Annotated in this window: 18 protein-coding genes; 12 read left to right on the forward strand and 6 right to left on the reverse strand. The window is 70.2% G+C overall.

The window, feature by feature from the left end:
- Positions 1-28 precede the first annotated feature (28 nt).
- The 4 genes from ACTHL4_RS11785 to ACTHL4_RS11800 all read right to left on the reverse strand — a co-directional run bounded on the left by ACTHL4_RS11785 (position 29) and on the right by ACTHL4_RS11800 (position 3,885).
- Positions 29-715, reverse strand: coding sequence for a hypothetical protein (locus tag ACTHL4_RS11785; RefSeq protein ID WP_440282961.1), 687 nt, complete (start codon positions 713-715; stop codon positions 29-31).
- Positions 716-920: 205 nt separating this feature from the next.
- On the reverse strand, positions 921-1,844 hold the full coding sequence (locus tag ACTHL4_RS11790; RefSeq protein ID WP_440282962.1) for an ATP-binding cassette domain-containing protein: 924 nt from the start codon (positions 1,842-1,844) through the stop codon (positions 921-923).
- The gene (locus ACTHL4_RS11795; RefSeq protein ID WP_440282963.1) at positions 1,841-2,893 is read right to left on the reverse strand and encodes an ABC transporter permease; all 1,053 of its coding nucleotides are present in this window, start codon (positions 2,891-2,893) and stop codon (positions 1,841-1,843) included. The genes ACTHL4_RS11790 and ACTHL4_RS11795 overlap by 4 nt, the downstream gene beginning before the upstream one ends.
- Positions 2,893-3,885, reverse strand: a complete 993-nt coding sequence (locus ACTHL4_RS11800) for a substrate-binding domain-containing protein (protein ID WP_440282964.1) — start codon at positions 3,883-3,885, stop codon at positions 2,893-2,895. Before ACTHL4_RS11800 ends, ACTHL4_RS11795 begins: the two co-directional genes overlap by 1 nt.
- A 170-nt stretch (positions 3,886-4,055) precedes the next feature.
- On the opposite strand from ACTHL4_RS11800, the gene ACTHL4_RS11805 reads away from it, so the two are divergent.
- Entirely contained in the window at positions 4,056-4,859 is an 804-nt protein-coding gene (locus tag ACTHL4_RS11805; RefSeq protein ID WP_440282965.1) for an aminotransferase class IV, read from the forward strand.
- Positions 4,844-6,934, forward strand: coding sequence for a chorismate-binding protein (locus tag ACTHL4_RS11810; protein WP_440282966.1), 2,091 nt, complete (start codon positions 4,844-4,846; stop codon positions 6,932-6,934). Before ACTHL4_RS11805 ends, ACTHL4_RS11810 begins: the two co-directional genes overlap by 16 nt.
- Before the next feature lie 113 nt (positions 6,935-7,047).
- Here the strand turns inward: ACTHL4_RS11810 and ACTHL4_RS11815 are convergent, their stop codons facing one another.
- Positions 7,048-7,719, reverse strand: a complete 672-nt coding sequence (locus ACTHL4_RS11815; protein ID WP_440282967.1) for a TetR/AcrR family transcriptional regulator — start codon at positions 7,717-7,719, stop codon at positions 7,048-7,050.
- 266 nt (positions 7,720-7,985) lie between these two features.
- On the opposite strand from ACTHL4_RS11815, the gene ACTHL4_RS11820 reads away from it, so the two are divergent.
- The 5 genes from ACTHL4_RS11820 (at position 7,986) to ACTHL4_RS11840 (ending at position 14,095) form a co-directional block, all read left to right on the forward strand.
- Entirely contained in the window at positions 7,986-9,458 is a 1,473-nt protein-coding gene (locus tag ACTHL4_RS11820) for an MFS transporter (RefSeq protein WP_440282968.1), read from the forward strand.
- Positions 9,459-9,682: 224 nt separating this feature from the next.
- Complete coding sequence (locus ACTHL4_RS11825) at positions 9,683-10,459, forward strand: SDR family NAD(P)-dependent oxidoreductase (RefSeq protein ID WP_440282969.1); 777 nt, start codon at positions 9,683-9,685, stop codon at positions 10,457-10,459.
- Positions 10,460-11,362, forward strand: a complete 903-nt coding sequence (locus ACTHL4_RS11830) for a DMT family transporter (RefSeq protein ID WP_440282970.1) — start codon at positions 10,460-10,462, stop codon at positions 11,360-11,362.
- Positions 11,363-11,370: 8 nt separating this feature from the next.
- Positions 11,371-12,036 carry a hypothetical protein gene (locus ACTHL4_RS11835; protein WP_440282971.1) on the forward strand — a complete coding sequence of 222 codons (666 nt, stop codon included), beginning with the start codon at positions 11,371-11,373 and terminating at the stop codon, positions 12,034-12,036.
- Between the two features lie 25 nt (positions 12,037-12,061).
- Positions 12,062-14,095 (forward strand): phosphatase PAP2 family protein, encoded by a 2,034-nt coding sequence (locus ACTHL4_RS11840; RefSeq protein WP_440282972.1) that lies wholly within the window; start codon positions 12,062-12,064, stop codon positions 14,093-14,095.
- 83 nt (positions 14,096-14,178) lie between these two features.
- Here the strand turns inward: ACTHL4_RS11840 and ACTHL4_RS11845 are convergent, their stop codons facing one another.
- Positions 14,179-15,390: a PucR family transcriptional regulator gene (locus tag ACTHL4_RS11845; RefSeq protein WP_440282973.1), complete on the reverse strand. Its 1,212-nt coding sequence runs from the start codon at positions 15,388-15,390 to the stop codon at positions 14,179-14,181.
- Between the two features lie 96 nt (positions 15,391-15,486).
- Between ACTHL4_RS11845 and ACTHL4_RS11850 the strand changes: the two genes are divergently transcribed.
- Genes ACTHL4_RS11850 through ispH form a run of 5 tightly spaced genes read left to right on the forward strand, consistent with a single transcriptional unit; the run spans position 15,487 to position 23,278 of the window.
- The gene (locus ACTHL4_RS11850; protein ID WP_440282974.1) at positions 15,487-16,347 is read left to right on the forward strand and encodes a squalene/phytoene synthase family protein; all 861 of its coding nucleotides are present in this window, start codon (positions 15,487-15,489) and stop codon (positions 16,345-16,347) included.
- 1 nt (position 16,348) lies between these two features.
- On the forward strand, positions 16,349-17,227 hold the full coding sequence (gene hpnD / locus ACTHL4_RS11855; RefSeq protein ID WP_440282975.1) for a presqualene diphosphate synthase HpnD: 879 nt from the start codon (positions 16,349-16,351) through the stop codon (positions 17,225-17,227).
- On the forward strand, positions 17,224-19,698 hold the full coding sequence (hpnE, locus tag ACTHL4_RS11860) for a hydroxysqualene dehydroxylase HpnE (RefSeq protein ID WP_440282976.1): 2,475 nt from the start codon (positions 17,224-17,226) through the stop codon (positions 19,696-19,698). The genes hpnD and hpnE overlap by 4 nt, the downstream gene beginning before the upstream one ends.
- Before the next feature lie 59 nt (positions 19,699-19,757).
- The gene (gene shc / locus ACTHL4_RS11865) at positions 19,758-21,803 is read left to right on the forward strand and encodes a squalene--hopene cyclase (RefSeq protein ID WP_440282977.1); all 2,046 of its coding nucleotides are present in this window, start codon (positions 19,758-19,760) and stop codon (positions 21,801-21,803) included.
- The gene (ispH, locus tag ACTHL4_RS11870) at positions 21,800-23,278 is read left to right on the forward strand and encodes a 4-hydroxy-3-methylbut-2-enyl diphosphate reductase (protein ID WP_440282978.1); all 1,479 of its coding nucleotides are present in this window, start codon (positions 21,800-21,802) and stop codon (positions 23,276-23,278) included. Before shc ends, ispH begins: the two co-directional genes overlap by 4 nt.
- Positions 23,279-23,285 lie beyond the last annotated feature (7 nt).

Consider the following 23,285-nt stretch of genomic DNA (forward strand, 5'->3'; position numbering starts at 1 on the left):
CCCCGGATGCCGCGCCATACTTCGTCGCTCAGATGGTGAGCTCCGAGTCCCCTCCGGGTCCGAACTTCTCGGTCAGGAAGCGGTGGTTGGCCAGCAGTTCGTCGGTGCCGAGCCGGGCCGCACGGTGCAGGTGCGCGGCGACCTGATTGAGCAGCAGATCGAGCTGCTCGATGATCAATTGGTGACCGGTTTTGCCGTCCAGCACCTCGGTCGTGTCCGCACTGCCTGGCGCCAGCGCCAGGTAGGACCGCAGCGCCTGCGGGCCGAAGTCGGTCTGGATCTGCTCGACCTCGAAGACCTGCGCGGTCGGCGCGCCGTGCTTGCGTAGGTACGTCAGCGTCTCGGAGCATTCGTGTTCCAGCCGCTGCGCGCGCTGGCGCACGTCGGTCGGCAGGTCGGACAGCGCGGTCAGGCTGGTGAGGGTGTCCGGCTCCTGCTTGGCCAGGTCCACCCGTGGCGCCGGCTGCGGCGTCGCGACGGTGTGCCGCTGCTCCCAGGGCGCCTGGCCGGCCTGGAAATGCTGCTGGTGGCGCTCCTCGTGGTCGCGCCGGCACTGCAACCTCGCCGCCCGCCCGTGCCGGGACATCCCCGTGCCGAGGAACACCGTCAACAGGACCATCGGCAGGACCAGCCAGTGACCGACGACGCCGACCAGCGCCCAGCCGGCGGGGATCAGCAGCCACCAGTGGGACCGGTGCAGCCGGATCGATGTCATTGTGCTCGCCTTCCTGATGTGTCTCCGCGATGACCTTCACGGTAGGTCGGCGTCCGGCCGGGCACCTGTGCCGAATGTCATGACTCGGGCCGTCGTTCGGTCATGGGCGGCCATGCCGACTGACGCATTTGCCGACGAGTGACGCCGTTGCAAATGCGTCAGTCGGCACCAAGTGCGTCAGTCGGCGAGGGGAGTGCCAACCGACTCAGGCGTCCGCGCGCAGCTCGTGCGCCAGCTCGGCCAGCTCGTCGCCGCCGGCCATCTGCTCGGTCAGCTGCTCGACGGTGATGTCGTCGCGGGAGGCGTCCAGCGCCATCTCGCCCAGTTTGAGGATGACGAAGTGGTCGCCCACCAGGAAGGCGTGGTGGGGATTGTGCGTGATGAAGACGACGCCTAGGCCGGACTCGGCGGCGCGGGCGACATACTTCAGCACCACGCCCGACTGCTTCACACCGAGCGCGGCCGTCGGCTCGTCCAGGATCAGCACCTTCGCGCCGAAGTAGATGGCCCGAGCGATGGCCACACACTGCCGCTGGCCACCGCTGAGCGAGCCCACCGGACGGTCCACATCCGGCAGGTCGATGCCCATCTTGGCCAGCTCGTCGCGGGTGATCTGCTTCATCCGGGCCGAGTCCAGCAGCCGCAGCGGACCCTTGCGCAGCTCGTGGGCGAGGAAGAAGTTGCGCCATACCGACATCAGCGGCGCGAGCGCCAGATCCTGGTAGACCGTCGCGATGCCCGCCTCGACGGCCTCCCGGGGGCTGCCGAACTTCCGCGGCGTGCCCTCCACCAGCATGGTGCCGGACGTGTGCTCGTGCAGCCCGGCCATGATCTTGATCAGCGTCGACTTGCCGGCACCGTTGTCGCCCAGCACGCAGGTCACCTCGCCGGCGCGCACCGCCAGGTCGATGCCGGTCAGCGCGCGCACGGTGCCGTAGGTCTTGCCGACGCCCTGAAGCTGTATGACGGGAGCGGTCTCGTCCGGTTCGGTGGTCTCGATACGCGGCTCGTCCCTCGCCGCTACTCGACCAGCGAGCTCATCGTCCCTCGCCGCTACTCGACCAGCTTGGTCGTCCGAGGTCTCGATACGCTCGTTCCTCGCTACTCGACCAGCTTTTGGCTCACTCATCGGCGTTCCGCCTGTCGTCGTACCCACATGTTGATCAGCGTCGCGAGCACCAGCATGATGCCGAGGAAGGTCTTCAGCCAGTCGACGTTCCAGCCGGCATACGTGATGCCCAGGTTGGTCATGCCGTAGATCAGCGCGCCGATCGAGGCACCGATCACCGACCCGAAGCCGCCGGTCAGCAGGCAGCCGCCGACGACCGCGGCGATGATGTAGATGAACTCGTTGCCGACGCCCTGGTTGGACTGCACCGTCGCGAAATTGAGCAGCGTGTGCATGCCCAGCAGCCAGGCGCAGAAACCGACGAAGAGGAAGAGCCCGATCTTGGTGCGCACCACCGGCACGCCGCTGGCCCGCGCCGCCTCGGCGTCGCCGCCGGCCGCGAAGATCCAGTTGCCGGCACGGGTGCGGGTCAACACCACCGCGGCGACCACGGTCAGCACGACCCAGAAGAGCACCGAGATGTTGATCGTGATGCCCTCGAACGAGCCGGACTTGAAAAAGGTGTGGCTGGAGGCGAACACCGCGTGCGCGGAGTCGAATCCGGCCATGTCGTCGATCTTCGGCGACGTGACGTTGTTGTCGATCAGCCGCGGCACCGCGAGGTTGGCACCCTGCAGCACAAAGTAAGTGCCGAGTGTGACCAGGAAGCTGGGCAGCCGGGTGTGGTGCAGCAACCAGCCGTTGGCGAAGCCGACGGCCAGCGCGACCGCCAGCGCCAGCAGGACGCCGACCCAGACATTGAAGTTGAACTCCCAGGCCAGCATCGACGCGGCGAGCGCCGAACTGGTCACCGCGACACCGGCTGACAGGTCGAACTCTCCGCCGATCATCAGCAGCGCCACGGGCACGGCCATGATGCCGATCGCCGAGGACTGGTAGAGGATCGTCCCGACGTTGGCCAGCCCGCGGAACGCCGGCGCGACCGACAGGAAGAGCACGCAGATCGCGACCGCACCGATCAGTGCACCGACCTCCGGCTTACCGAGCAGCGCGGCGATCGGCGACCTGGGCGCCGTCCGGGTGTCGGTGGTGGAGACCGCGCCGGCCATCAACGCGTGCCCTTGCCGGCGTATTCGGCGATCTTGTCGACGTTGCTCTTGTCCACGAACGCCGGCCCGGTCAGCGTCGGCTTGCCGCCGCCGACGGTGTCACCGTTGGTGCGGTAGAGCCACAGCGCGTCGATCGCCAGGTAGCCCTGCAGCCACGGCTGCTGGTCGACGGCGAACTGCACCGTGCCGTCCTGGATCGCCTTGACGATGCCGGCGTTGGTGTCGAAGGTGCCGATCTTGGCCTTCGATCCGGTGGCCTGCACCGCCTTGACGGCGTTCAGCGACACGTCGCCCTGCAGGCCGACGATCCAGTCGATCTGCTTGTCCTGCTGCAGTTTCGCGGTGATCGTGGAGCGCACCGACGGCAGGTCGGCGCCGTTGACGTAGACGACCTGGGTGCTCGGCACCTTCTCCTTCACGCCCTTGCAGCGGTCGTTCAGACCGACGTTGCCCTGCTCGTGGATGATGCAGATCGGGTGCTGCGCGCCCGCCTGCTCCAGGCGCTCGCCGGCCGCCTCGCCCGCGACCAGCTCGTCCTGCCCGAAGAAGCCGATCAGTCCCATCGGGCCCATCTGGTCGGTGCCGGAGTTCAGGCCGTCGACCGGTATGCCGGCCGCCTCGGCGTTCTTGACCGCGCCCTTGAGCGCGTCCGGCTTGGCGAGGGTGACCGCGATGCCGCCGACCTTCTTGTCGACCGCGGCCTGCACCAGGCTCGCCTGCTTGGACGCGTCCGGGTCGGCGTAGTACTGCAGGTCGACATTGTCCTTGTCGGCCGCCGCCTGGGCACCCTTGCGGACCATGTCCCAGAACGTGTCGCCGGGCGCGGAGTGGGTGATCAGCGCGGCGGTGAAGCGCGGGGTGTTGGCGTGCCCGCCCTTGCCCGCCTGCTGCTCGGTGGCCTTCTTGCCGCCGGTGCTGCTGCAGCCGGTCAGGGCCAACGCGCCGACCGCCACGACTGCGGCGAGTCGCGCGCACCTACCGTTGATCCTCACGAGTCTGGCCTTCCTGGTCCCGGTACGGACGGCATGGGGTGGTGCCGTGTCCGAGGTGCCTGCATGTATCGACTTGATATATCGAGGCATAGTAACCCGTCGTAGCGCCGTGCGTGAGTATGCCGAACCGCACGCGTCGCGTGCCGGTCGTGTTGTGCTACCCATCACCCATGACCTGCGCACCGCAGCCGGACTGCTCCCTGGCGTCCGACGCCACCGTCGCCGACCTCGCCCGGGCCGGGACCGTCGTGCTCGACTCCTGGCACCTGGCCGACGGTGCGAGTGTCGCGATCGACCGGCACCGCGGGCGCTTCACCCGGCAGGTCGGTGAGGTGTTCGGGATCACCGGGCAGGAGTCGCGGGCGGCATACGACCACGCGCTGGCGCACCTGCCGGTCGAGGGCTCGTGGTTCCCCGGCTTCGTCTGGACGGCGTCCGGGCTACGGCTGCTCCTGCGACCGTTTCCCGTGGAACACCTCCGGACCACGACGGCGCTCCTGCTGCGCGGGACACCGGATGCTCGAAAACGTCCGGATGTCAAGGGATTCGACCACCTGTCCCAGCTCTATGCACAGCAGCAGGCGCTCGACGCCGGGTATGACGACCAGGTCCTCGTCACCGGCGACGGCACGCTGAGCGAGGCAGTCTTCGCGACCGTGGTCATCGCCCGCAACGGCGAACTCGTGGTTCCGGACGGTCCGCGACTCGACAGCGTCACCCTCGCCGTGCTGCGCGAGCACGGGGACCGGCCGGTGCGCACCGCGACCGTGACGGCGTCGCACCTGCTGGCCGCACCGGCGGTCTTCACCCTCTCCGCGCTGCACGGTGTGCGGCTGGTCGAACGCGTGAACAGCACGACATACCAGCCGAATCCGTCCTTGCGCGATCGCTTGCAGTCGGCCGTCGAGGGTGCCCGGCGACCCGTCGCCGAGCTGCTGCCGGACGGAGGGCGGCTGCCGTGCGCGTCCTGCTGATCGACAACCACGACAGCTTCACGCACAACCTGCTGCAGTTGCTGCGGGAGTTCGCCGCGGTGACCGTGGAGGTGGTCCGCAACGACGAGCCGCTGCCGCTGGGCTGGACCGCCCGCTTCGACGCCGTCGTCATCTCACCCGGCCCTGGCCACCCCGGCGTGCCGGCCGATGTCGGGACGTCGCGGCAGGTGCTCGAACACAGCGAGCTGCCGGTCCTCGGGGTGTGCCTGGGCCATCAGCTGCTCGGGCTGCTGCACGGCTGCCCGGTGGAGCGATCCGATCACCCGAGACACGGCGAATCATCGGTGATCTCGCACGCCGGCGATCCGTTGTTCGACGGCATACCAGGCGAATTCACCGCCGTGCGCTATCACAGCCTCGAGGTCACGACCGTCGTCGCGCCCATCGAACCGCTGGCGTATGCCGACGACGGCACGCTGATGGCGCTGCGTGTCGCGGGCCGGCCCCGCTGGGGCGTGCAGTTCCACCCCGAGTCGATCGAGAGCAGCTTCGGGTCGACCCTGATCGGCAACTTCCTGCGGCTCGCGGCGAGCGCCGACGACCCGGCCGGCTCACGCCTGCCGAGCCGGCAACGATCGCTCCGGCTCGACCGGCCGCTGACGGTCGAGCAGGTGCTGCGGCTGTGCCCGACGGCGCCGGACGTCGTGCTGGACGGCATCTCGACGGCATACCGCGGCAGCTGCACCGTGATCGGCTGGACCGATGCGCACTGCGGCCACCGACTGCTCGGCACGGTCGGCGACGGCACCCGGCTGGTGCGGGACGGCACGGTCACCGACCTGCCGACCGGGATCCTGGACACCTTGCAACGCCGGCTGCGCGCTGCAGCCGGGCGGCTGGAGACCGTCGGCGACGACCCCGGCGTGGTGCTCGGGTATGCCGGCTACTTCGGCTACGAGGTCGGCACGGAACTGGTCGGGCTGCCGGCATCGCATCCACGAGGCGCGCACGACTGGCCGGATGCCTGGTGGCTGCTGGTCACCCGCGCAGTGGTGGTGGACGACGAGAACCGTTGCCATCTGGTCGGTCTGGACGATCCGGACGACGCCTCGGCGGTCGCCTCGCTGGATCGGTGGCGCGCCGAGCTGCACCCGCTGCTGGCGGGCGACATACCGGCGGCGGACGATGCCGAGCCCCGGACCGGGTCGGCCGCGCTCGAGCAGGTCGAGGACGCCACGTCAGCCGAGGGCTACCTGCGGCTGGTCGGCGACTGCCAGCAGGCGATCGCCCGGGGTGAGTCCTACGAGTTGTGCCTCACCCGCCGGATCCGCGGCCGTTTCACCGGCGACCCGCTGCGACTCTTCGGCTCGGTGCGCGCGGCCGGTGCGGTGCCGCACGCGGCATACCTGCGCCTGGATGACCGGCGGACCGTCGTGTCCGCCTCGCCCGAGCTGTTCCTGCGGGTCGACGCCCGCGGGCACGCGGTGAGTGCCCCGATCAAGGGCACCCGGCGCAGCAGCGGGGACCCCGCCCGCGACGCGGCGAGCGCCGCCGAGCTGGCCCGCTCCGCCAAGGATCGCGCCGAGAACCTGATGATCGTGGATCTGGTCCGCAACGACCTCAACCGGATCGCCGTGCCGGGCAGCACGCGGGTCACCGAGCTGTATGGCGTCCGGCGCTTCCCCACCGTCATACAACTGGTGAGCACGATCGAGTGCGAACTGCCGGCCGACCGTGACGCGCTGGATCTGGTGCGGGTGGCGTTCCCGCCGGGCTCGATGACCGGTGCGCCGAAGGAGCGCTCGGTGCAGCTGCTCGGGCGTCTGGAGGCGGAGCGGCGCGGCGTCTACTCCGGATCCATCGGGCTGCTGGGGCTGGACGGCACGGCCACGCTCAATGTGGCGATCCGCACCGTGCAGCTGACCGGTGACCGCTTCGTGCTCGGCGTCGGCGGTGCGATCACCCGGTTGTCCGACCCGGACGCCGAGTGGCAGGAGACGGTCGACAAGGCGCAGTCGATGCTGCGGGCGATGGCGGCAGCGCCCGGACCACCCGAGCGTCGGGCCGGCGACTCCCGTTTACCGACCGGACACGAACGGGCTGACCGGACATGAATACTCACCGGTAGCGGACTGATTTTCGTGTCCCGTCGGTGTTCTTTGTGTCCGCTCGGTGGTGGGGGCTCGCTGGTGTGGGCTCGCTGGTGGGCTCGGCGGCGAGCCAACGATCAGGCGTTCGGCGCTCCGAAGCGGAGGCCGTCGTAGATGAGGTCGACGACGGCGAGTGAGGTCTCCTGGCCTTCCGGGGTGGTCGAGGCCAGACATACGCCGCCGAGGGCGCGGGTCAGCTCCATCGGGGTGGCGTCCGGGCGGATGACGCCCGCGTCGATCGCCGGCTGGAGCACCCGGGCGGCGGACTCGCGCATGCGGTTGCGGGCCGACTCGAAGGTCTCCGGGTTGCCCTGCATCATCGAGCGCAGCAGGTTGATCAGGCCCATCTTGACGGCGTAATAGCCGACGAAGCCGCGCATCCACTCATGCAGGGCCTCGCCCGGCTCGAGCTCCTTCGGCAGGTCGTAGGAGCGTTGTTCCAGCGCCGCGACCTGGTCGCCATACACCGCGAGCACGAGGTCGCAGCGGGTCGGGAAGTGCCGGTAGAGGGTGCCGATGCCGACGCCGGCGCGCTTGGCGATCTCATCCAGCGTGGTGTCGACGTCGTCGGTGAAGGCCGTGGTCGCGACGTCGATCAGCTTCTGCCGGTTGCGGGCGGCATCCGCGCGCAACGGCTTGCCGCACGCACCCAGCGCCGACGAATCCGTTGATCTGTCAACGTTTTCCGATCCATCGGACGCCGTCTTGGACGAGCGCTTCGACGCCGTTGCCGAGCCGCTTGTGGCCATCGTTCTCACACCTCATGGCAATCCCCGGTTGCTAAACCGGAGGATTCCTCCGTATAGTTCTAAACGGAGATCATCTCCGCTTCTATTCATGGTACGCCTCGCTCTCGCGAAGGACACAACTCGTGACCATTACTACCAAGTCTCGCCGCACCGCGGCGGGCACAACCAACAACAACTCGGCATCAGAAAACGGTCGGGTCTCGATACGTGCTCGCCTAGCGGCTCGCCCCACTCGACCAGCGACCGGCGGCGAGGCCAAGCGCCTGGTGCTGACGGCCGTGCTCGTCACCCAGCTGATGCTGGTGCTCGACGCCGCGATCGTGAACATCGCCCTGCCGGACATCGGCTCCGAACTGCACATGAGCTCCACCTCGCTGTCGTGGATCGTCAACGCCTACACGCTCGCCTTCGGCGGCCTCCTGCTGCTGGGCGCCCGCGCCGGCGACCTGGTCGGGCGGCGCGTCACCTTCCTCGCCGGTATGGCGGTCTTCGTCGCCGCTTCGTTCGCCGGCGGCCTCTCCCAGGGGGAGGCACTGCTGCTGGCCTCGCGGGCCCTGCAGGGTGCCGGCGCGGCCTTCGCCGCACCGTCCGCCCTCGCCATCCTGATGTCCCTCTACAAACCCGGCGCCGAGCAGACCCGCGCCATCGGCTGGTACACCGTCGTCTCCGCCTCCGGCGCCGCCACCGGGCTGCTCGCCGGCGGCATCCTGACCTCGGTCGCGTCCTGGCGCTGGGTCTTCTTCGTCAACGTCCCGATCGGTGTGGCCGTGCTGGTCGCGGGCTTCCGGGCGCTCTCCCGGGAGAAGGGCGCCCCGGGATCCGCGAGCGCACCGGGCAGGGGATCGGTCGACGTGACCGGTGCGCTGCTGGTCACCGTCGGCATGACGTCCGTCGTCTACGGATTCATCCGGGCCGCGTCCGACGGCTGGACCGACGGCGGCACGCTCGCCGCATTCGGGCTGGGCCTGGTGCTGCTGGCCATCTTCGTCGCGGTCGAGTTGCGGGCAGCGGCGCCGGTGATGCCGCTGCGGCTCTTCGCCGACCGGGATCGGGCCACGGCATACCTGGCCCGGCTGATGCTGGTGGCGGGCTCGCTCGGGTCGTTCTTCTTCATGAGCCAGTACATGCAGATCGTGCTCGGCTGGACGCCGTGGCAGTCCGGGGTGGCATTCCTGCCCTTCCCGGTGACGATCTTCATCAGCTCGCAACTGGTGGCCCGGGTCATCTCCAACCACTACTCGACCAAGGCGATCGCCGCCGTCGGCACCCTGCTGTCGACCATCGGCATGCTGATGCTGACGACGCTGACCGAGCACACCTCCTATCTGCAGATGCTGCCGGCGTTCGTCGTCTTCGCCCTCGGCAACGGCATCGCGTTCGTGCCGCTGACCACGGCCGGGCTGTCCCGGGTGGAGCCGTCCGACACCTCGGTCGCCTCGGGCCTGGTCAACGTCACCCAGCAGTTGGGCGGCGCGCTCGGACTCGCGGTGCTGGTGACGGTCTTCGCCACGGCCGGCAAGGACCCGGCGGTCGCGCCCGGCGCGAGCCAGCACGCCATACACACCTTCGTGACCGGCGCGGATCGCGGATTCCAGGTCGGCGGCGTGATGCTCTTCATCGCCTTCGCGCTGGTGATGCTGGTGATGCGGCGCCCGTCGAAGGACGCGGCGTCCCGCGACACGGCAGCGCCGGTGGAGCAGCTGCGCGACACCGAGGAGATCGCCCTGGAGGTCGGGTGAGTCCGTAGCACCTAGCTGCGGGGTAATCGGCGCGGTCCGGGATCGGGGGTCTCGGGCCGCGCTGAGCCTTCTGCCTTCGCTCCTCGCGGGCTAGCGGCAGCCCAAACCCGGTGTCGCAAAGTCATCGGGCCCGAATATGTTGGTGCCGTGGCGGATCGGCGCACTGCCGGAGACGCGTGCCACCGGTCCGAGGGACGCGGCGAGCACGAAGGTGGCGCATGCGCATGAGACTGCACGGCAGCTTCGCACTCGTCACCGGCAGCAGTGGCGGCCTGGGTGCCGCCGTCGCCGCTGAGCTCCACCGCCACGGTGTGCGGGTCGTCGTCCACGGCCGGGATCCGCAGCGCACCGGCGACGTCGCCCGCGAGCTCGGAGCCCACCATGTGCTGGCCGATCTGGCCGACCCGACCCAGCACGAGCGCCTCGTCGCCGAGGCCACCGCGGCGCACGGCCGGCTCGACCTGGTCGTGCACAACGCCGGCGTCGGCTGGCAGGGGGCGTTCGACAGCATGCCGCCCGAGCGCATCCCCCACCTCATCGCGACCGATCTCACCGCCCCGATCGCGCTGACCCGTCGGGTGCTGCCCGGAATGCTCGCCGCCGGACACGGACAGCTGTGCTTCGTCACCAGCATCGCCGGACGCACCGGGGTCGCCGGCGAGGCCGTGTATGCCGCCACCAAGGCCGCCCTGGACGCCTTCGCCGACTCGTTGCGGCTGGAAGCGGCCGGGACCGGTGTCGAGGTCACCACGTTCGTCCCGGGCGTCGTCGACACCGACTTCTTCACCCGGCGTGGCACCCCCTACCAACGCCGACGGCCCCGCCCGCGGGACGTGGAATCCGTTGCCCGGCAGGTCGTTTCGCTGATCGCATCCGGACGGCCCGAACGGTTTGCCGACCCAGCCCTCCGGGTAGCACCGGTCGTGCGGTCGGCATGGCCGGCGGCATACACGCGGTTGGCCGGGCGTTGGGGCGAGAAGACCCGGTTAGGAGACGACTGAATGCTGTGGCTGGTCCTCCTGCTCGCCTGTGCGGCCGCGTTCGCGTTCGCGCTGTCGGCGATGCTCGAGCAACGCGCCGCCTCGCAGGCCACCGGCGAACACTCACTGGGCACCGTGCACGGCTTCTCGGCGTTCGTGCGTGCGCTGGTCCGCCGCAAGCTGTGGCTGACCGGTTTCGTGATCAACAACCTCGGCTTCGTGATCCAGGCCGCGGCGCTGCACCTCGGCAGTGTCGCCCTGGTCCAGCCGGTGATGGTCAGCCAGGTGCTCTTCGCGCTGCTGCTGACCGGTGTGGGCAGTCGGCTGACCCCGGGCCTGAAGGACTGGGCCTACGTGTTGTGCATCTGCGCCGGCCTCATCGTCCTGCTGTCGGTCGGCGGCGCCGCGCCCCTGCACGGCACCCCCAACCGGGAGCAGGTCATCTGGGTACTGCTGGCGATGGTCGCCGTGGTCGTGCTGCTGGTCCTCTTCGCGCGGCAGCAGAGCGACCCGCGCGCGTCCAGCCTGATGCTGGCCGTCGCGGCCGGAGTCTGCTTCGCCGGCAACGCCGTGCTCACCAAGCTGACCACCGAGGATCTCTTCGGTCCGGGAGTGCTGCACACCGCGCTGGACTGGCCGGGCTACAGCCTCGCGGTCGCCACCGCGTCCGGCCTGCTGATCGAGCAGGCCGCCTTCGCCAACGGCTCGCTGCCGTGGGCCGTTGCGGCGATGAGCATCACCAACCCGGTGATCAGCTACCTGGCCGGCATCTTCGGCTTCCACGTCACCGCCCCGCACACGCCGGGCGCGCTCGCCGCGGTGTCGGTGACCGCGGTGCTCATCGGCATCGGCATCGCCGGTCTGGCCCATTCACCGCTCACTCGCAGTGAAACACGGGACCACTCACAGGTGGCGGTGACATAGTGTGATACATGCCTTCGCGACCAGTAGCGCAGCAGGGGGCCTGCGCCCTGATCATCGACCGGGAGTTCGTGCGCACCTCCGCGTTACGGGCGGGTCGGATGTTGCTCGAGGCGGTCGTCATACCCGCCCTCATCCTGTATGCCGCGCTGGCCACCGTCGGCCAGCTCTGGGGGCTGATCTCGGTGCTGGTGTGGTCCGGCCTGATCGTCGCGGTGCGGCTGCGGACGCAGTCGTCGGTGCCGCGCACGCTCCTCATGGCGGTGCTGATGCTGGTCGGGCGCACCACACTCTCGCTGGCGTTGTCCAGCGTCTACATCTACGTGCTGCAGCCGATCGCCGGATCCTTGCTGATGGCCTTGATCTTCCTGGGCAGCGCGGCCATCGGACGGCCGATCACCAAGCACCTGGCCCGCGACTTCATCGCGCTGCCGCAGATGCTGATGCACGACAAACGGGCACACCGGATGTTCAGCCAGGTCTGCATCCTGTGGGGCGCGTCCCGGCTCATCGACGTCGGCATGAGCATGGGCTTCCTGCAGTTCGGCGCGCGCAACGCCATCCTGTCGCGCGGCGTCTTCAGCACGTCGCTGACACTGCTGACCGTCGCCGTCTGCATCGCCTGGGGCTGGAGCCGGTTGCGCCGGATGCCCGAGTTCTCGATCTCGTTCGCTTAGCGGTGCCGTTCGGCGGTGCCTCGCCGTGAGCGCCACCCAGGACCACCGCCATCACCCGGTGCACCTGCCCTCGCTGCACTGGCCCGCCGTGCCACGCGCACACCGGCCGCGGTTGCGCACCGAGCTGCTGGGCGGGCTCGCGCTCTTCGTGGTCTACCTGTTGGTCGACGCGCTCAACGGCCCGTCGCGCGCCGCCGTGGCGAAGACGCACGCCGAGCGCGTCATACAGCTGGAGCAGTGGTTGCACCTCGACATCGAGGGGTCGCTCAACTCCTGGCTGGCCGCGCGGCCCGGGCTGATGACGGCGGCCAACTACGAATACGCCTCGACCTACATCGTCTCGGCCGCCCTGCTGCTGGTCATCACCTACGTGTGGACGCCGGCGCTCTACCGGCAGGCACGCAACTCCTTCGCGCTGCTCAACCTGATGGCGTTCGGCTGTTTCGCGTTGCTGCCGCTGATGCCGCCACGGATGATGCCGGGGTTCGTCGACACCGTGGCGACCGGTGGCTCGGTCGGTTCGTGGGGTTCCCCGATCGTGGCCGGCGCCAACCAGTTGGCGGCGATGCCGTCCCTGCACATCGCCTGGGCGCTGTGGGTCAGCGTGATGCTGGCCCGGATGTCGCGCCGCCGATGGCTGCAGGTGGCGAGCGCGTTCCACGTGGCCGTGACGCTGTATGTCGTGGTCGCGACCGCCAACCACTACGTGCTCGACGCGGTCGGGGCGGGCATCGTCGTGGTGGCCGCGGTCGCGCTCACCGAATGGCGCGCACGACGCCGCCCGGGTGCGGCGCTGCCCACCGCCGACGCGTTCTTCCTGGACGTCGAGCGCCCCGGGCATGCGCAGAACGTCGGCGGGTTGGCGCTGCTCGGACCGACGGCACCCACCCTGCAGGACCTGCACGAGACGCTGGCCGCCCAGCTGGGCCGGTTGCCGCACTTCACCGACCGGCTCGCGTCACCTGCACTGCACCGCTGGGTGCCCGCCGGGCCGATCGACTGGTCGCACCACCTGGTCGAGCGGTCCCTGCCGGACGGCGCCGGTCCGGCGGCGCTGGACGAGCTGGTCGGGCAGCTCACCTCCGAGGAACTGCCGCGCGACCGGCCGCTGTGGCGGGCCTGGCTGATCCACGGCCTCGGTGACGAAGCGGCCTTCTGCATCGTGATGCACCACTGCATGGCCGATGGCATCGGAGCCGTCGCGAAGCTGCTGCACATCCTGCAACCGCCCTATCGACTGCCGATCCCCGACCGGGACGGCCCATCGGCGCTGCAGCGCGGAGCGGGCGTCATACAGGGACTGGCGCAGCTGGCGACCGACGGCAGACCGGCGGCCCAACTGCCTCGCGGCGGGACACGGCGCGGGTTCGCCACCCTCGAGGTGCCGCTGGAGCAGGTCCGCGCCGCCGCCCGCGCGCACCGGATGCGGGTCACCGAGCTGCTGCTGGCCGCCACCGGGAGCGCCCTGGCACACACCGATCCGAACCTCGCGAGATCGTGCGCCGGGCAGCTGCGCGTGTCCGTCCCGGTCATGCTTCGCGCGCCCGCTGACAACAGCGACGACACCGGCAACGACACCGACGGCGGCAACCTGACCGGGGCGGTCATCGTCGACACCCCGGCCCGCGACGCACCGATCGCCGCGCTACGCGATGAGGTTCGTGACCACGCGAGCGCCATCCGCACACCGACCCGGGCGCTCGCCTCACGGTGGGTGATGGCCACGGCGCTGCGTGCCGTGCCCCACGCGGGCCGGCGGTGGTTCGCCCGAACGGTCTACGGCCCCCAGTATTTCCAGGCGATCGTGTCGAACATGCCCGGCCCGGACCAGCGGTTCACCCTCGCCGGTGCTCCGGTCGGACGGGTGCAGCCGATCCTGCCCCCGGCACCCGGCATCCCGCTGACCATCGGGGCGCTGAGCTGGTGCGGATCGCTCGGCATCACGGTGGTCACCGACGCGGACCTGCTGGATGCGCGCGACTTCGCCGACGCACTCGGCGAACGACTCGCCACGGCGGTGAGCGACCTCGTCGCCGAGCCCGGCTCTACGAGAGTCTGAGGCAGAGCTCCTCCCTGGTGGCCTGGTCCTCATGCGCAGGTCGTCGGTCCACGAAAGATCCTGCAGCGGGCGATCCCGCCGGGTCACTCCGGCGGTGGGCCCCACACCAGCGCCAGGAACAGCTGCGCGCGCTGCGCCGGGTCGTCCAGCGCCGCACCGAAGATGTCGCGCAACTGGTCGAGGCGGTAACGGACGGTCTGCGGATGGATGTGCAGCTCGGCGGCCACGGCGCGTCGCGACCCGAAGTGCCGCAGCCAGCTGGTCAGCGTTTCCGCCAGCCGCTCGCGCGTCCCGTCGGGCAGCCGGTCCAGCGGCGCAAGCACACGGGCGCGCAACGCGGCCAGCAGCTCCGGGTTGCGGTGCACCAGCATCGTGTCGATGTGTTCGGGCACGAAGATCATCCGGTTGGGCAGGGCGCCGGCGTCCTGCAGCCGGCGGGCGCTGCGGGCCACCCGCATACTGCGCCGGGCGTCGGTGACCGGCACCGGCGGGCCGACGACCGCCGGCAGCTCGCCGAGTGCTCGTTGCAAACGGGGCTCGATCCCGGCCACCCAGGGCACCAGCCAGCCGACGACGTCTCCCACGTGCACCACCAGCCACTCCGGGTCCAGCCGCGGTCGCGTCGGCAGCGGCGGGTCGTCCTGGTCGCGCAGGAGCACGAAGGCGAGTTCGTCCGGCACCGCCCAGCCGGCTTGGTCGGCGGCGAGCAGCACGCCGTTGCGGTCGGGAAGGGTCGACATCAGCAGGCCGGACAGCTCACCACGGGCTCGGTGCGAGACCAGCCCACGCTCGGACTGCTCGCGCACGTAACCATCGGTCGTGCGTGCCGAGATGTCGTGGGTGAGCATGAAGAGCGTCTCGGCCAACCGGGACAGCCGGCGGATGTCCAGCCCGACCTGCATCGCCTCGTGCGAGATGTGCGCCCACGCCACCCGGGCGCCCGCCTGGTATGCCGTCAGGATGCCGTTGAGGTCACGCCCCTGCTGGAATTGCGCCCGGCCCAGCTGATCGAACATCGCCACCAGCAACGGGTCGAGTTCGGGCGCTGTCGCCGGCAGCGTCAGCGCATCCTGGGTGACCGCGCCGATCAGCCGGGACACGACCTGCTCGGCGGTGTCGGCGAGTTCGGTGCCGCGGTCCGCGGCGAACTCCAGGCAGGCCGGCCACAGCACTTGGAGTTCCTGGGCGACCGACATCATGATCTGCGGGAATCCGGCCACCAGGCGTGCCTGCAGCAGACGCAGCTCGGCCGGCTGTGGCCCGGGCAGGTCAGCGACGCTCGCAGTGGTCCCCACGATCATCAGGTCTATCACTTGGTGACAAACAACGGCAGTCAGCGCCACACATTTCGGTGCAGCGCTTCACGATTCACCCGGGGCAAGCTGAGACCAATGCTCGACGCAACCAGCCCCTCCGGCGTCAGCACCGCTGACGCTGCGCCCAGCGCCGCGACCGAGAACTTCCCGGTTGCGTTGCGGATGCTGCCTGCTCGTCGCCGTCGGGCACTGTTGGCCGTCTACGACGTCGCACGCCACATCGACCAGCTGGGTGACGCTGCCCCGGGCAACCGCACCCAGCAGCTGCTGACGTTTCGCGCCGACCTGCAACGGTTAGTGGACGGTGGGACGCCGCAGCATCAGGTGTTGCGCGACCTCGCGCCATACGCACGCGATTGTGCCCTGCCACTGCAGGCATTCGACGACTTGATCGAGGCGAACCTGATGGACCAGGAGGTCACGCGCTACGCGGACCTGCCTGCGCTGCTCGAATACTGCGCACTGTCGGCGCACCCGATCGGCCGGCTCGTGCTGGCAGTGTTCGGCCAGTCCACGCCGGGACGTGTCGACCGCAGCGACACCGTCTGCGCGGCACTGCAGATCCTCGAACACTGTCAGGACGTCGTCGAGGATCACCGGGCCGGACGCGTCTACCTGCCGCAGGACCAGTTGTCCGCTGCCGGGCTGACCGACACGACGATGCTCGCTCCCGACCATGCGGCCGCGCTGCGGTCCGTGGTGCTGGCGCAAGTCCTCACCTGCCGCCAAATGCTCTCTGCCGGAACGACACTCGTGGGAGAGTTGCGCGGCTGGGCCCGGATCGCGGTCGCCGGATATGTCGCCGGAGGTCTCGCGACGGCCGATGCGCTGCAGCGCGCCGGTGGTGAGGTCACCGGTGCCCAGACGGTCCGGCCACGACGAGCAACGTTGCTGCGGCACGGTATTCGGCTGTTGCTCACTTCGGGGAGGCGATGACGTGACAGAGCTGACGAGGGACGCGGCGATGGCGGAGGCCGAGCAGATCACCCGCACCGAGGCGCGCAACTTCTACTACGGCATCCGGTTGTTGCCCACGCCCAAGCGGCAGGGCCTGTGCGCGCTCTACGCGCTGGCCCGCCGCATCGACGACATCGGCGACGACGACGCACCCGTGGAGACCAAACGTGCTTCGTTGGCACTGGTGCGCAAACAGCTGTCCGACATCGACGCTTCCACCGATCCCGTCATGGCGGCGGTCGCCCAGACGGCACGCCGTTTCCCGGTGCCGCTGGAAGCCTTCGAGGAGTTGCTGGACGGCGTCGAGATGGACCTGAGCGGCGCGACCTACGAAACCTTCGAGGACCTGCGGCTCTACTGCCGATGCGTCGCCGGGTCGATCGGCCGGCTGTGCCTGTCGATCTTCGGCAACGGCACGGCCCGCACCGATCCACGGGCCCCGCTCTTCGCCGACCAGCTCGGGATCGCGTTGCAGCAGACCAACATCCTGCGTGACATCCGTGAGGACCTGCTGATCGGCCGGGTCTACCTGCCGCGCGAGGAGCTGGAGCGCTTCGGCGTCCGGCTGCAACTGGACGACACCGGCGCGCTGCACGACCCGGACGCGCGACTGGCGGCATACATCTGCTTCGCCGCGGACCGCGCGCAGGCCTGGTACGACCTCGGGTTGCGGTTGCTGCCGCAACTGGACCACCGCAGCACCGCGTGCTGTGCGGCGATGGCCGGCATCTATCACCACCTGCTGCTGCGCATCCGCGACAACCCGACGGCCGTCTACGAACGCCGAATGTCGTTGCCGCCGCACGAGAAGGGCCGTGTCGCACTGATGTCGCTCGTCAAGGCGGTGTTGCCGGTATGACGCACTCCGCACTCCCTGCCGCACGCCGGGCCGTCTGTGTCATCGGCGGGGGCCTCGCCGGGATCACCGCGGCACTGGACCTGGCCGACCGTGGCCTGGAGGTCACCCTGCTGGAGTCACGGGCCCGCCTCGGCGGCCTGACGCACTCCTTCCGCCGCGGAGAACTGTGGGTGGACGGCGGCCAGCACGTGTTCCTGCGGTGCTGCACGTCCTACCTCGGCCTGCTCGACCGGCTCGGCGTGCGACACCTGACCTACCTGCAGGAGCGCCTCGACGTACCCATCGCCAGCGAACGATCCGCCGACCGGACCCTCCTGCGCCGCAACGACCTGCCCGCCCCGCTGCACCTGAGCGCGGCCTTGCTCCGACACCGCTGGATGCCGCTGCGGCAACGACTGGCCGTCGGTCGCGTCGCACTGGCTCTCGGCCGGCTGGACCCCGCCGACCCGCAGGTCGACGCCCAGAGCTTCGGCGGGTGGCTGCGGCAGCACGGCGCCGACGACCGGTCGATCGAGGTGCTCTGGGAGCTGATCGGCAAAGCCACGCTCAACGCCGACGCGGACCGCTGCTCACTGGCGCTGGCAGCGACCGTCTTCCAGCTCGGCATGCTCGCCGACAAGGGCGCCGCGGACATCGGATGGTCCCGTGTCCCGTTGCAGCAGTTGCACGGGGACGCCGCCGACCGCGCCCTGGCGGAGGCCGGCTGCACGGTGCGGCTACGCAGCAAGGTCAGCGCGGTGGTGCCCGGCGACACGGGCGTCCGGGTGGTCGCCCACGCGGGCGAGGAGACGTATGACGCCGTGGTGCTCGCCGTCCCGCCAGCCGCATTGGAGCGGATGATCGACCCGATCGCGCTCGGGCTGCCCGCCGACCTGGCCGACGGCCTCGGTGTCTCCCCGATCGTCAACGTGCACGTGGTGTTGGACCGGCCGGTGCTGGACACGGATTTCGTTGCCGCGGTGGACAGTCCATTGCAATGGGTCTTCGACCGCAGCGCCGCCGCCGGGATCCAGGACCGGCGCCAGTGTCTCGCGGTCTCGGTCTCGGCCGCCGACGAACTCATCGGGATGACAGCCGCGCAACTACGGGACTGGGCACTGCCGCACCTTTGCGACCTGCTGCCGGGCATGGCCGGCGCGCAGGTGCTGGACTTCTTCGTGACGCGGGAGCCGGAGGCGACCTTCCGCGCGGCGCCGGGAAGCGCTCGGCTGCGGCCGGGCGCGGCGACCAGTCGGCCGGGTGTCGCCCTGGCCGGTGCGTGGACCGACACCGGCTGGCCGGCCACGATGGAGGGCGCGGTCCGCAGCGGGCACGCGGCCGCCACCGTGCTCCTTGCGGGTCTGCCGGCCGATCTACCGGCCAGTCTGCCGGCCCGGTCGACCCGGCACTCGGTCGGCGGCTCGACGCCGGCGGTCCGGCGCTCGGCCGCTGATCCCGTCCCGGCACCGGCGGACCGTGACGACGGTCCACGGGTGCTGCTGCACGCGCAGGAGTTGACCCAGACGTTGGTGACTCCGGCACTGCGCAAGGCGGTGGACACCCTCGACGGGCTCGAACACCTGGTGGTCGCCTACCACCTCGGCTTCGTGGACAAGCGCGGCAACCCGGTCCGCGAGGACGGCGGCAAGAAGTTGCGCCCGATGCTGGCGCTGCTGGCGGCGCAGGCGGTCCGTGCCGACCCGGCGCAGGCGGTCAGCGGCGCGGCGGCGCTGGAGCTGCTGCACAACTTCTCGCTCGTGCACGACGACATCATGGATCGCGACCGCACCCGCCGGCATCGTGAGACGGTCTGGTCGGTCTGGGACGAAGCGACCGCGATCCTCGGCGGTGACGCGATGCACGCCCTCGCCTTCGAGACCGTGCTGGCCGACCCCGGACCACACGCCGCGGAGGCCGGACACCTGCTCGCCGCCACCACCCGCGACCTCATCCGCGGACAGATCCTCGACATGGGATTCGAGCAACGCCACACGGTTTCACTGGGCGAATGCCGCGCCATGGCCGCTGCCAAGACCGGTGCGCTGCTGCGCTGCAGCACCGAACTGCCGGCGGTGCTGCTGGGCGCCTCCCACGACCAGCGCACGGCGCTGGCGACATACGGCCGGGCGGTCGGGGATGCCTTCCAACTGGTCGACGACCTCCTCGGGATCTGGGGAGTGCCGAGCGTCACCGGCAAGTCCAACCACTCCGACCTGCGCGCCAAGAAGCGGTCGCTGCCGGTCACCTGGGCACTGGAGCAGCCCGGACAGCGGGCACTCGCCGCGTGGGTCGACTCCGGCGAGCCGACCGACTCCGAAGTCGCCCGCATCGCAACGCAATTGGACCAGCTCGGTGCCAGACAGTGGTGCCGGGAGAGCGCCGACGCAGCCATCTGCGAAGCCGTCGACGCGCTGCACCGGGCCGATCTCGACGAGACGGCCGTCACCGGACTGACCGAGGTGGCGCACTACGTCGCCGGAAGGGACATGTGAGTGAGCACCCCACCAAGTCTTCCCTGCTTCGCTCCTCCGATACTTCGCGAGGACCCCGCATGACGCAGGTCTCCACACGCTCATCGACCGGCACTTCGACCGATCCCATGGCCGCCAGGGCCCGCGAGACGCTGGAGCGCGCCACCCGACGGCTGCTCGAGCTGCAGCTGCCCAGCGGCGCCTGGAAGGGCGAGCTGGAGACCAACGTCACCATGGACGCCGAAGACATGATGCTGCGTGTCTTCCTCGGCATCGACACCGCCGAGACCCGCGAGCAGACCGCCCGGTGGATCCGCAGCCGGCAGCGCGCGGACGGCACCTGGGCGACCTTCGCCGGCGGACCGGCGGACCTGTCCACCACGGTCGAGGCCTGGATCGCCTTACGGATGGCGGGCGACAAACCAGGCGCCGAGCACATGGCCGCCGCGCGTGAATTCGTCCTGTCCCAGGGCGGTCTGCAGCAGACCCGGGTGTTCACCCGGATCTGGTGCGCCCTCTTCGGCTGGTGGGACTGGGCGGACCTGCCCGCCATGCCGCCGGAGTTGATGTATCTGGGCAAACATGTCCCGCTCAACATCTACGACTGGGGCTGCTGGGCGCGCCAGACCATCGTGCCGCTGACCATCGTGTGCACCCTGCGACCGAAGCGACGGATGAAGTGGGATCTGTCGGAGATCACCTGCACGCCCACCGGCGAACCAACTGCATCTCGGTCTCGGTCTCGACACATGCTTCCCCGCTCCGCTCCGCGGAATACGTCGCGGGGCCCCGAGCCCGCTCCTCGCGACAATCGACCGGCGAGCCTTTTCAGCGGCCTGGACAAGGCCCTGCACGCCTACCATCGGCACGCGGTCGGACCGGTCCGCCGCAACGCCCTGCGCCGGGCAGCGGAGTGGATCATCGCGCGGCAGGAGGCCGATGGCGGCTGGGGCGGCATCCAGCCGCCGTGGGTCTACTCGATCCTCGCGCTGCACGCCCTGGGCTACCCACTGGACCATCCCGTGCTGCGCGCGGGCATCGAGGGTCTCGAGGGGTTCGTCATCACCGAGGACACCGCGGACGGTCCGGTGCGCCGGCTGGAGGCCTGCCAGTCGCCGGTCTGGGACACCGGTCTGGCGATCAACGCACTGCTCGACGCCGGTGTGGATCCTCGTGATCCGGCCTTGCGCCGCGCCGCGGACTGGCTGATGCAGGAGCAGATCACCGTGCCCGGCGACTGGACGGTGCGGCACCCCAAGCTGCCGCCCGGCGGCTGGGCCTTCGAATACGCCAACGACAACTATCCGGACACTGACGACAGCGCCGTGATCGTCATGGGCCTGCGCCGCGTGATCACCACCCACGGTCCGTTGCACGAACAGGCGGTGTCCCGTGGCATCGCCTGGACGGCGGGCATGCAGTCCAAGGACGGAGGCTGGGGCGCCTTCGACATCGACAACACCAGCAAGTGGCCCGCGAAGCTGCCGTTCTGCGACTTCGGTGCCGTCACCGACCCGCCGTCCGCCGACGTCACGGCCCACGTCGTGGAAATGCTTGCTGCGGTGGGCCGTTCGCGGGGTGCGCGGTGTCAGCGCGGTGTGCAGTGGCTGCTGGACCACCAGGAGCCGGACGGGTCCTGGTTCGGCCGGTGGGGCGCCCACCACATCTACGGCACCGGGGCGGTGGTGCCCGCGCTCGTGGCAGCCGGTGTCTCCCCGGCGGCGGGACCGATCCGCTCGGCGGTCCGCTGGCTGGAGACCCACCAGAACGCCGACGGCGGCTGGGGCGAGGACCTGCGATCGTATGACGACCCGGCCTGGATCGGACGCGGTGAGTCGACGCCGTCGCAGACCGCCTGGGCGCTGATGGCCCTGGTGGCCGCCGGTGAACTCGGCGAAAGCCTCCAACGCGGCATCGACTACCTCGCCGAAACACAACTCCCGGAAGGTGATTGGACCGAAGACCGATTCACCGGCACCGGTTTCCCCGGCGACTTCTACATCGCCTACCACCTCTACCGGCTCATCTTCCCCGTCTGGGCGCTCGGCCGCGCGGTCCGGGCCATGAGCCAGATCGATCAGGGTGACCGCCCCGATCTCGGTCTCGTCGCGAAGGTCGCGACATGAACGCCCCACGAAGTGGCCAGCTGCTGACGCCCCTGCGGATCGAACGCCTCGCCCTCGAACGCGGAATGCGCACGGCGCCATACGTCTCCGGCCGTGGCCCGCGTGGCCGGGCACCACGGACCGACGTCCCGACGGTGCTCGCCGGCGTCGCCGGCGCACTGGCGCCGCAAGTGCGCCCGGGCGACCTGGTCGTCGCCGACCGACTACGCGCCGACGGTCGCGAGTTCGCGCTGCCGTCGGCGCCGGTCGTCGCCGGCGAGTTGCGCCGTGCCGGCCTGACCGTGCACGTCGGCACCATCGAGAGCACCGACCACGTCGTGACCGGTGACGAACGCGCCGCGCTCGCCGCAGGCGGCGGATTGGCGGTGGACACCGAGTCCGCTTTTCTGGCAGCGGAACTCGAGCCCAGGACGTTGGTGGTCGTGCGGGCGATCGTCGACACCGCGGCCGACCCGTTGGTGCATCCCGGCACGCTGCGCCGTGGTGTGACCGCACTGCGTTCGCTGCGCCGTGCCGGGCCGGTGCTGCAGCAGTGGCTCGACGCCTGCGCCCCGCACACCGTCCTGCGCGCCGAACCCCAATCGGTCTGTGCAGGTGTCGAGCGGGCCATCGAGAACGTCGAACGCGCCCTGGCCAAGCACGGCGCACCCGTCTACGTCCGCCGGCAGATCGTGCACAACACCCACGTGGTCGCCGAGCTCGAACGCAGCGGCGCCGTCTTCGTGCAGGAGCTGGACGAGGTGCCCGAGGGCGCGACCGCAGTGCTGGCCGCGCACGGTGTCGCTCCGTCGGTGCGGGTGCAGGCCACCGAACGCCGCCTGCAGGTCATCGATGCGACCTGTCCCCTGGTCGCCAAGGTGCACCAGGAGGTGCACCGCTTCTCCACCGCGGGCCGCACCGTCTTCCTGATCGGACACGCCGAGCACGAGGAGGTGGTGGGCACCCGCGGAGAGGCGCCCGACGACGTCGTGGTGATCGAGACCGTGGCGGACGCCCGCAGTGTGCACGTGGCCGACCCGTCGCAGGTCTCCTATGTCATGCAGACCACCCTGTCGGTGGAGGAGGCGGAGGAGATCGCCGGCGTCTTGCGCGAACGATTCCCCGCGCTGCAGGGCCCGCGGCGCGACGACATCTGTTACGCCACCAGCAACCGCCAGCACGCCATCCGCGAGGTCGCCGCAGCCAGCGACCTGGTGCTGGTCGTCGGCTCGGCCAACTCGTCCAACTCGATGCGGCTGGTCGAGGTCGCGGCGGCCCATGGGACCCCGGCGCACCTGGTGGAGGACGCCTCCGACATACGGCTGGAGTGGCTGCGCGACGTGCGCACCATCGGCGTCAGCGCGGGCGCCTCCGCCCCCGCAGCACTGGTCGAACAGCTCGTCGAAGCACTCGCCGCCCTCGGCGAGCTGGAGATCGGCCGACGCGGCGGCATCACCGAGACCATGCAATTCACCCTGCCCAGAGAGGTCGTCTGACCATGCC

It is taken from the genome of Flexivirga sp., from assembly GCF_051955415.1.
In the GTDB taxonomy this organism is placed as follows: Bacteria; Actinomycetota; Actinomycetes; order Actinomycetales; family Dermatophilaceae; genus Flexivirga.

Coding starts and splice junctions, on each gene's coding strand:
- ACTHL4_RS11825 (WP_440282969.1), top strand. CDS start 9,683: ATGAGACTGCACGGCAGCTTCGCACTCGTCACCGGCAGCAGTGGCGGC.
- shc (WP_440282977.1), top strand. CDS start 19,758: ATGACGCAGGTCTCCACACGCTCATCGACCGGCACTTCGACCGATCCC.
- ACTHL4_RS11830 (WP_440282970.1), top strand. CDS start 10,460: ATGCTGTGGCTGGTCCTCCTGCTCGCCTGTGCGGCCGCGTTCGCGTTC.
- ACTHL4_RS11805 (WP_440282965.1), top strand. CDS start 4,056: ATGACCTGCGCACCGCAGCCGGACTGCTCCCTGGCGTCCGACGCCACC.
- ACTHL4_RS11850 (WP_440282974.1), top strand. CDS start 15,487: ATGCTCGACGCAACCAGCCCCTCCGGCGTCAGCACCGCTGACGCTGCG.
- hpnE (WP_440282976.1), top strand. CDS start 17,224: ATGACGCACTCCGCACTCCCTGCCGCACGCCGGGCCGTCTGTGTCATC.
- ACTHL4_RS11785 (WP_440282961.1), bottom strand. CDS start 715: ATGACATCGATCCGGCTGCACCGGTCCCACTGGTGGCTGCTGATCCCC.
- ACTHL4_RS11835 (WP_440282971.1), top strand. CDS start 11,371: ATGCCTTCGCGACCAGTAGCGCAGCAGGGGGCCTGCGCCCTGATCATC.
- ACTHL4_RS11815 (WP_440282967.1), bottom strand. CDS start 7,719: ATGGCCACAAGCGGCTCGGCAACGGCGTCGAAGCGCTCGTCCAAGACG.
- ispH (WP_440282978.1), top strand. CDS start 21,800: ATGAACGCCCCACGAAGTGGCCAGCTGCTGACGCCCCTGCGGATCGAA.
- ACTHL4_RS11795 (WP_440282963.1), bottom strand. CDS start 2,893: ATGGCCGGCGCGGTCTCCACCACCGACACCCGGACGGCGCCCAGGTCG.
- ACTHL4_RS11790 (WP_440282962.1), bottom strand. CDS start 1,844: ATGAGTGAGCCAAAAGCTGGTCGAGTAGCGAGGAACGAGCGTATCGAG.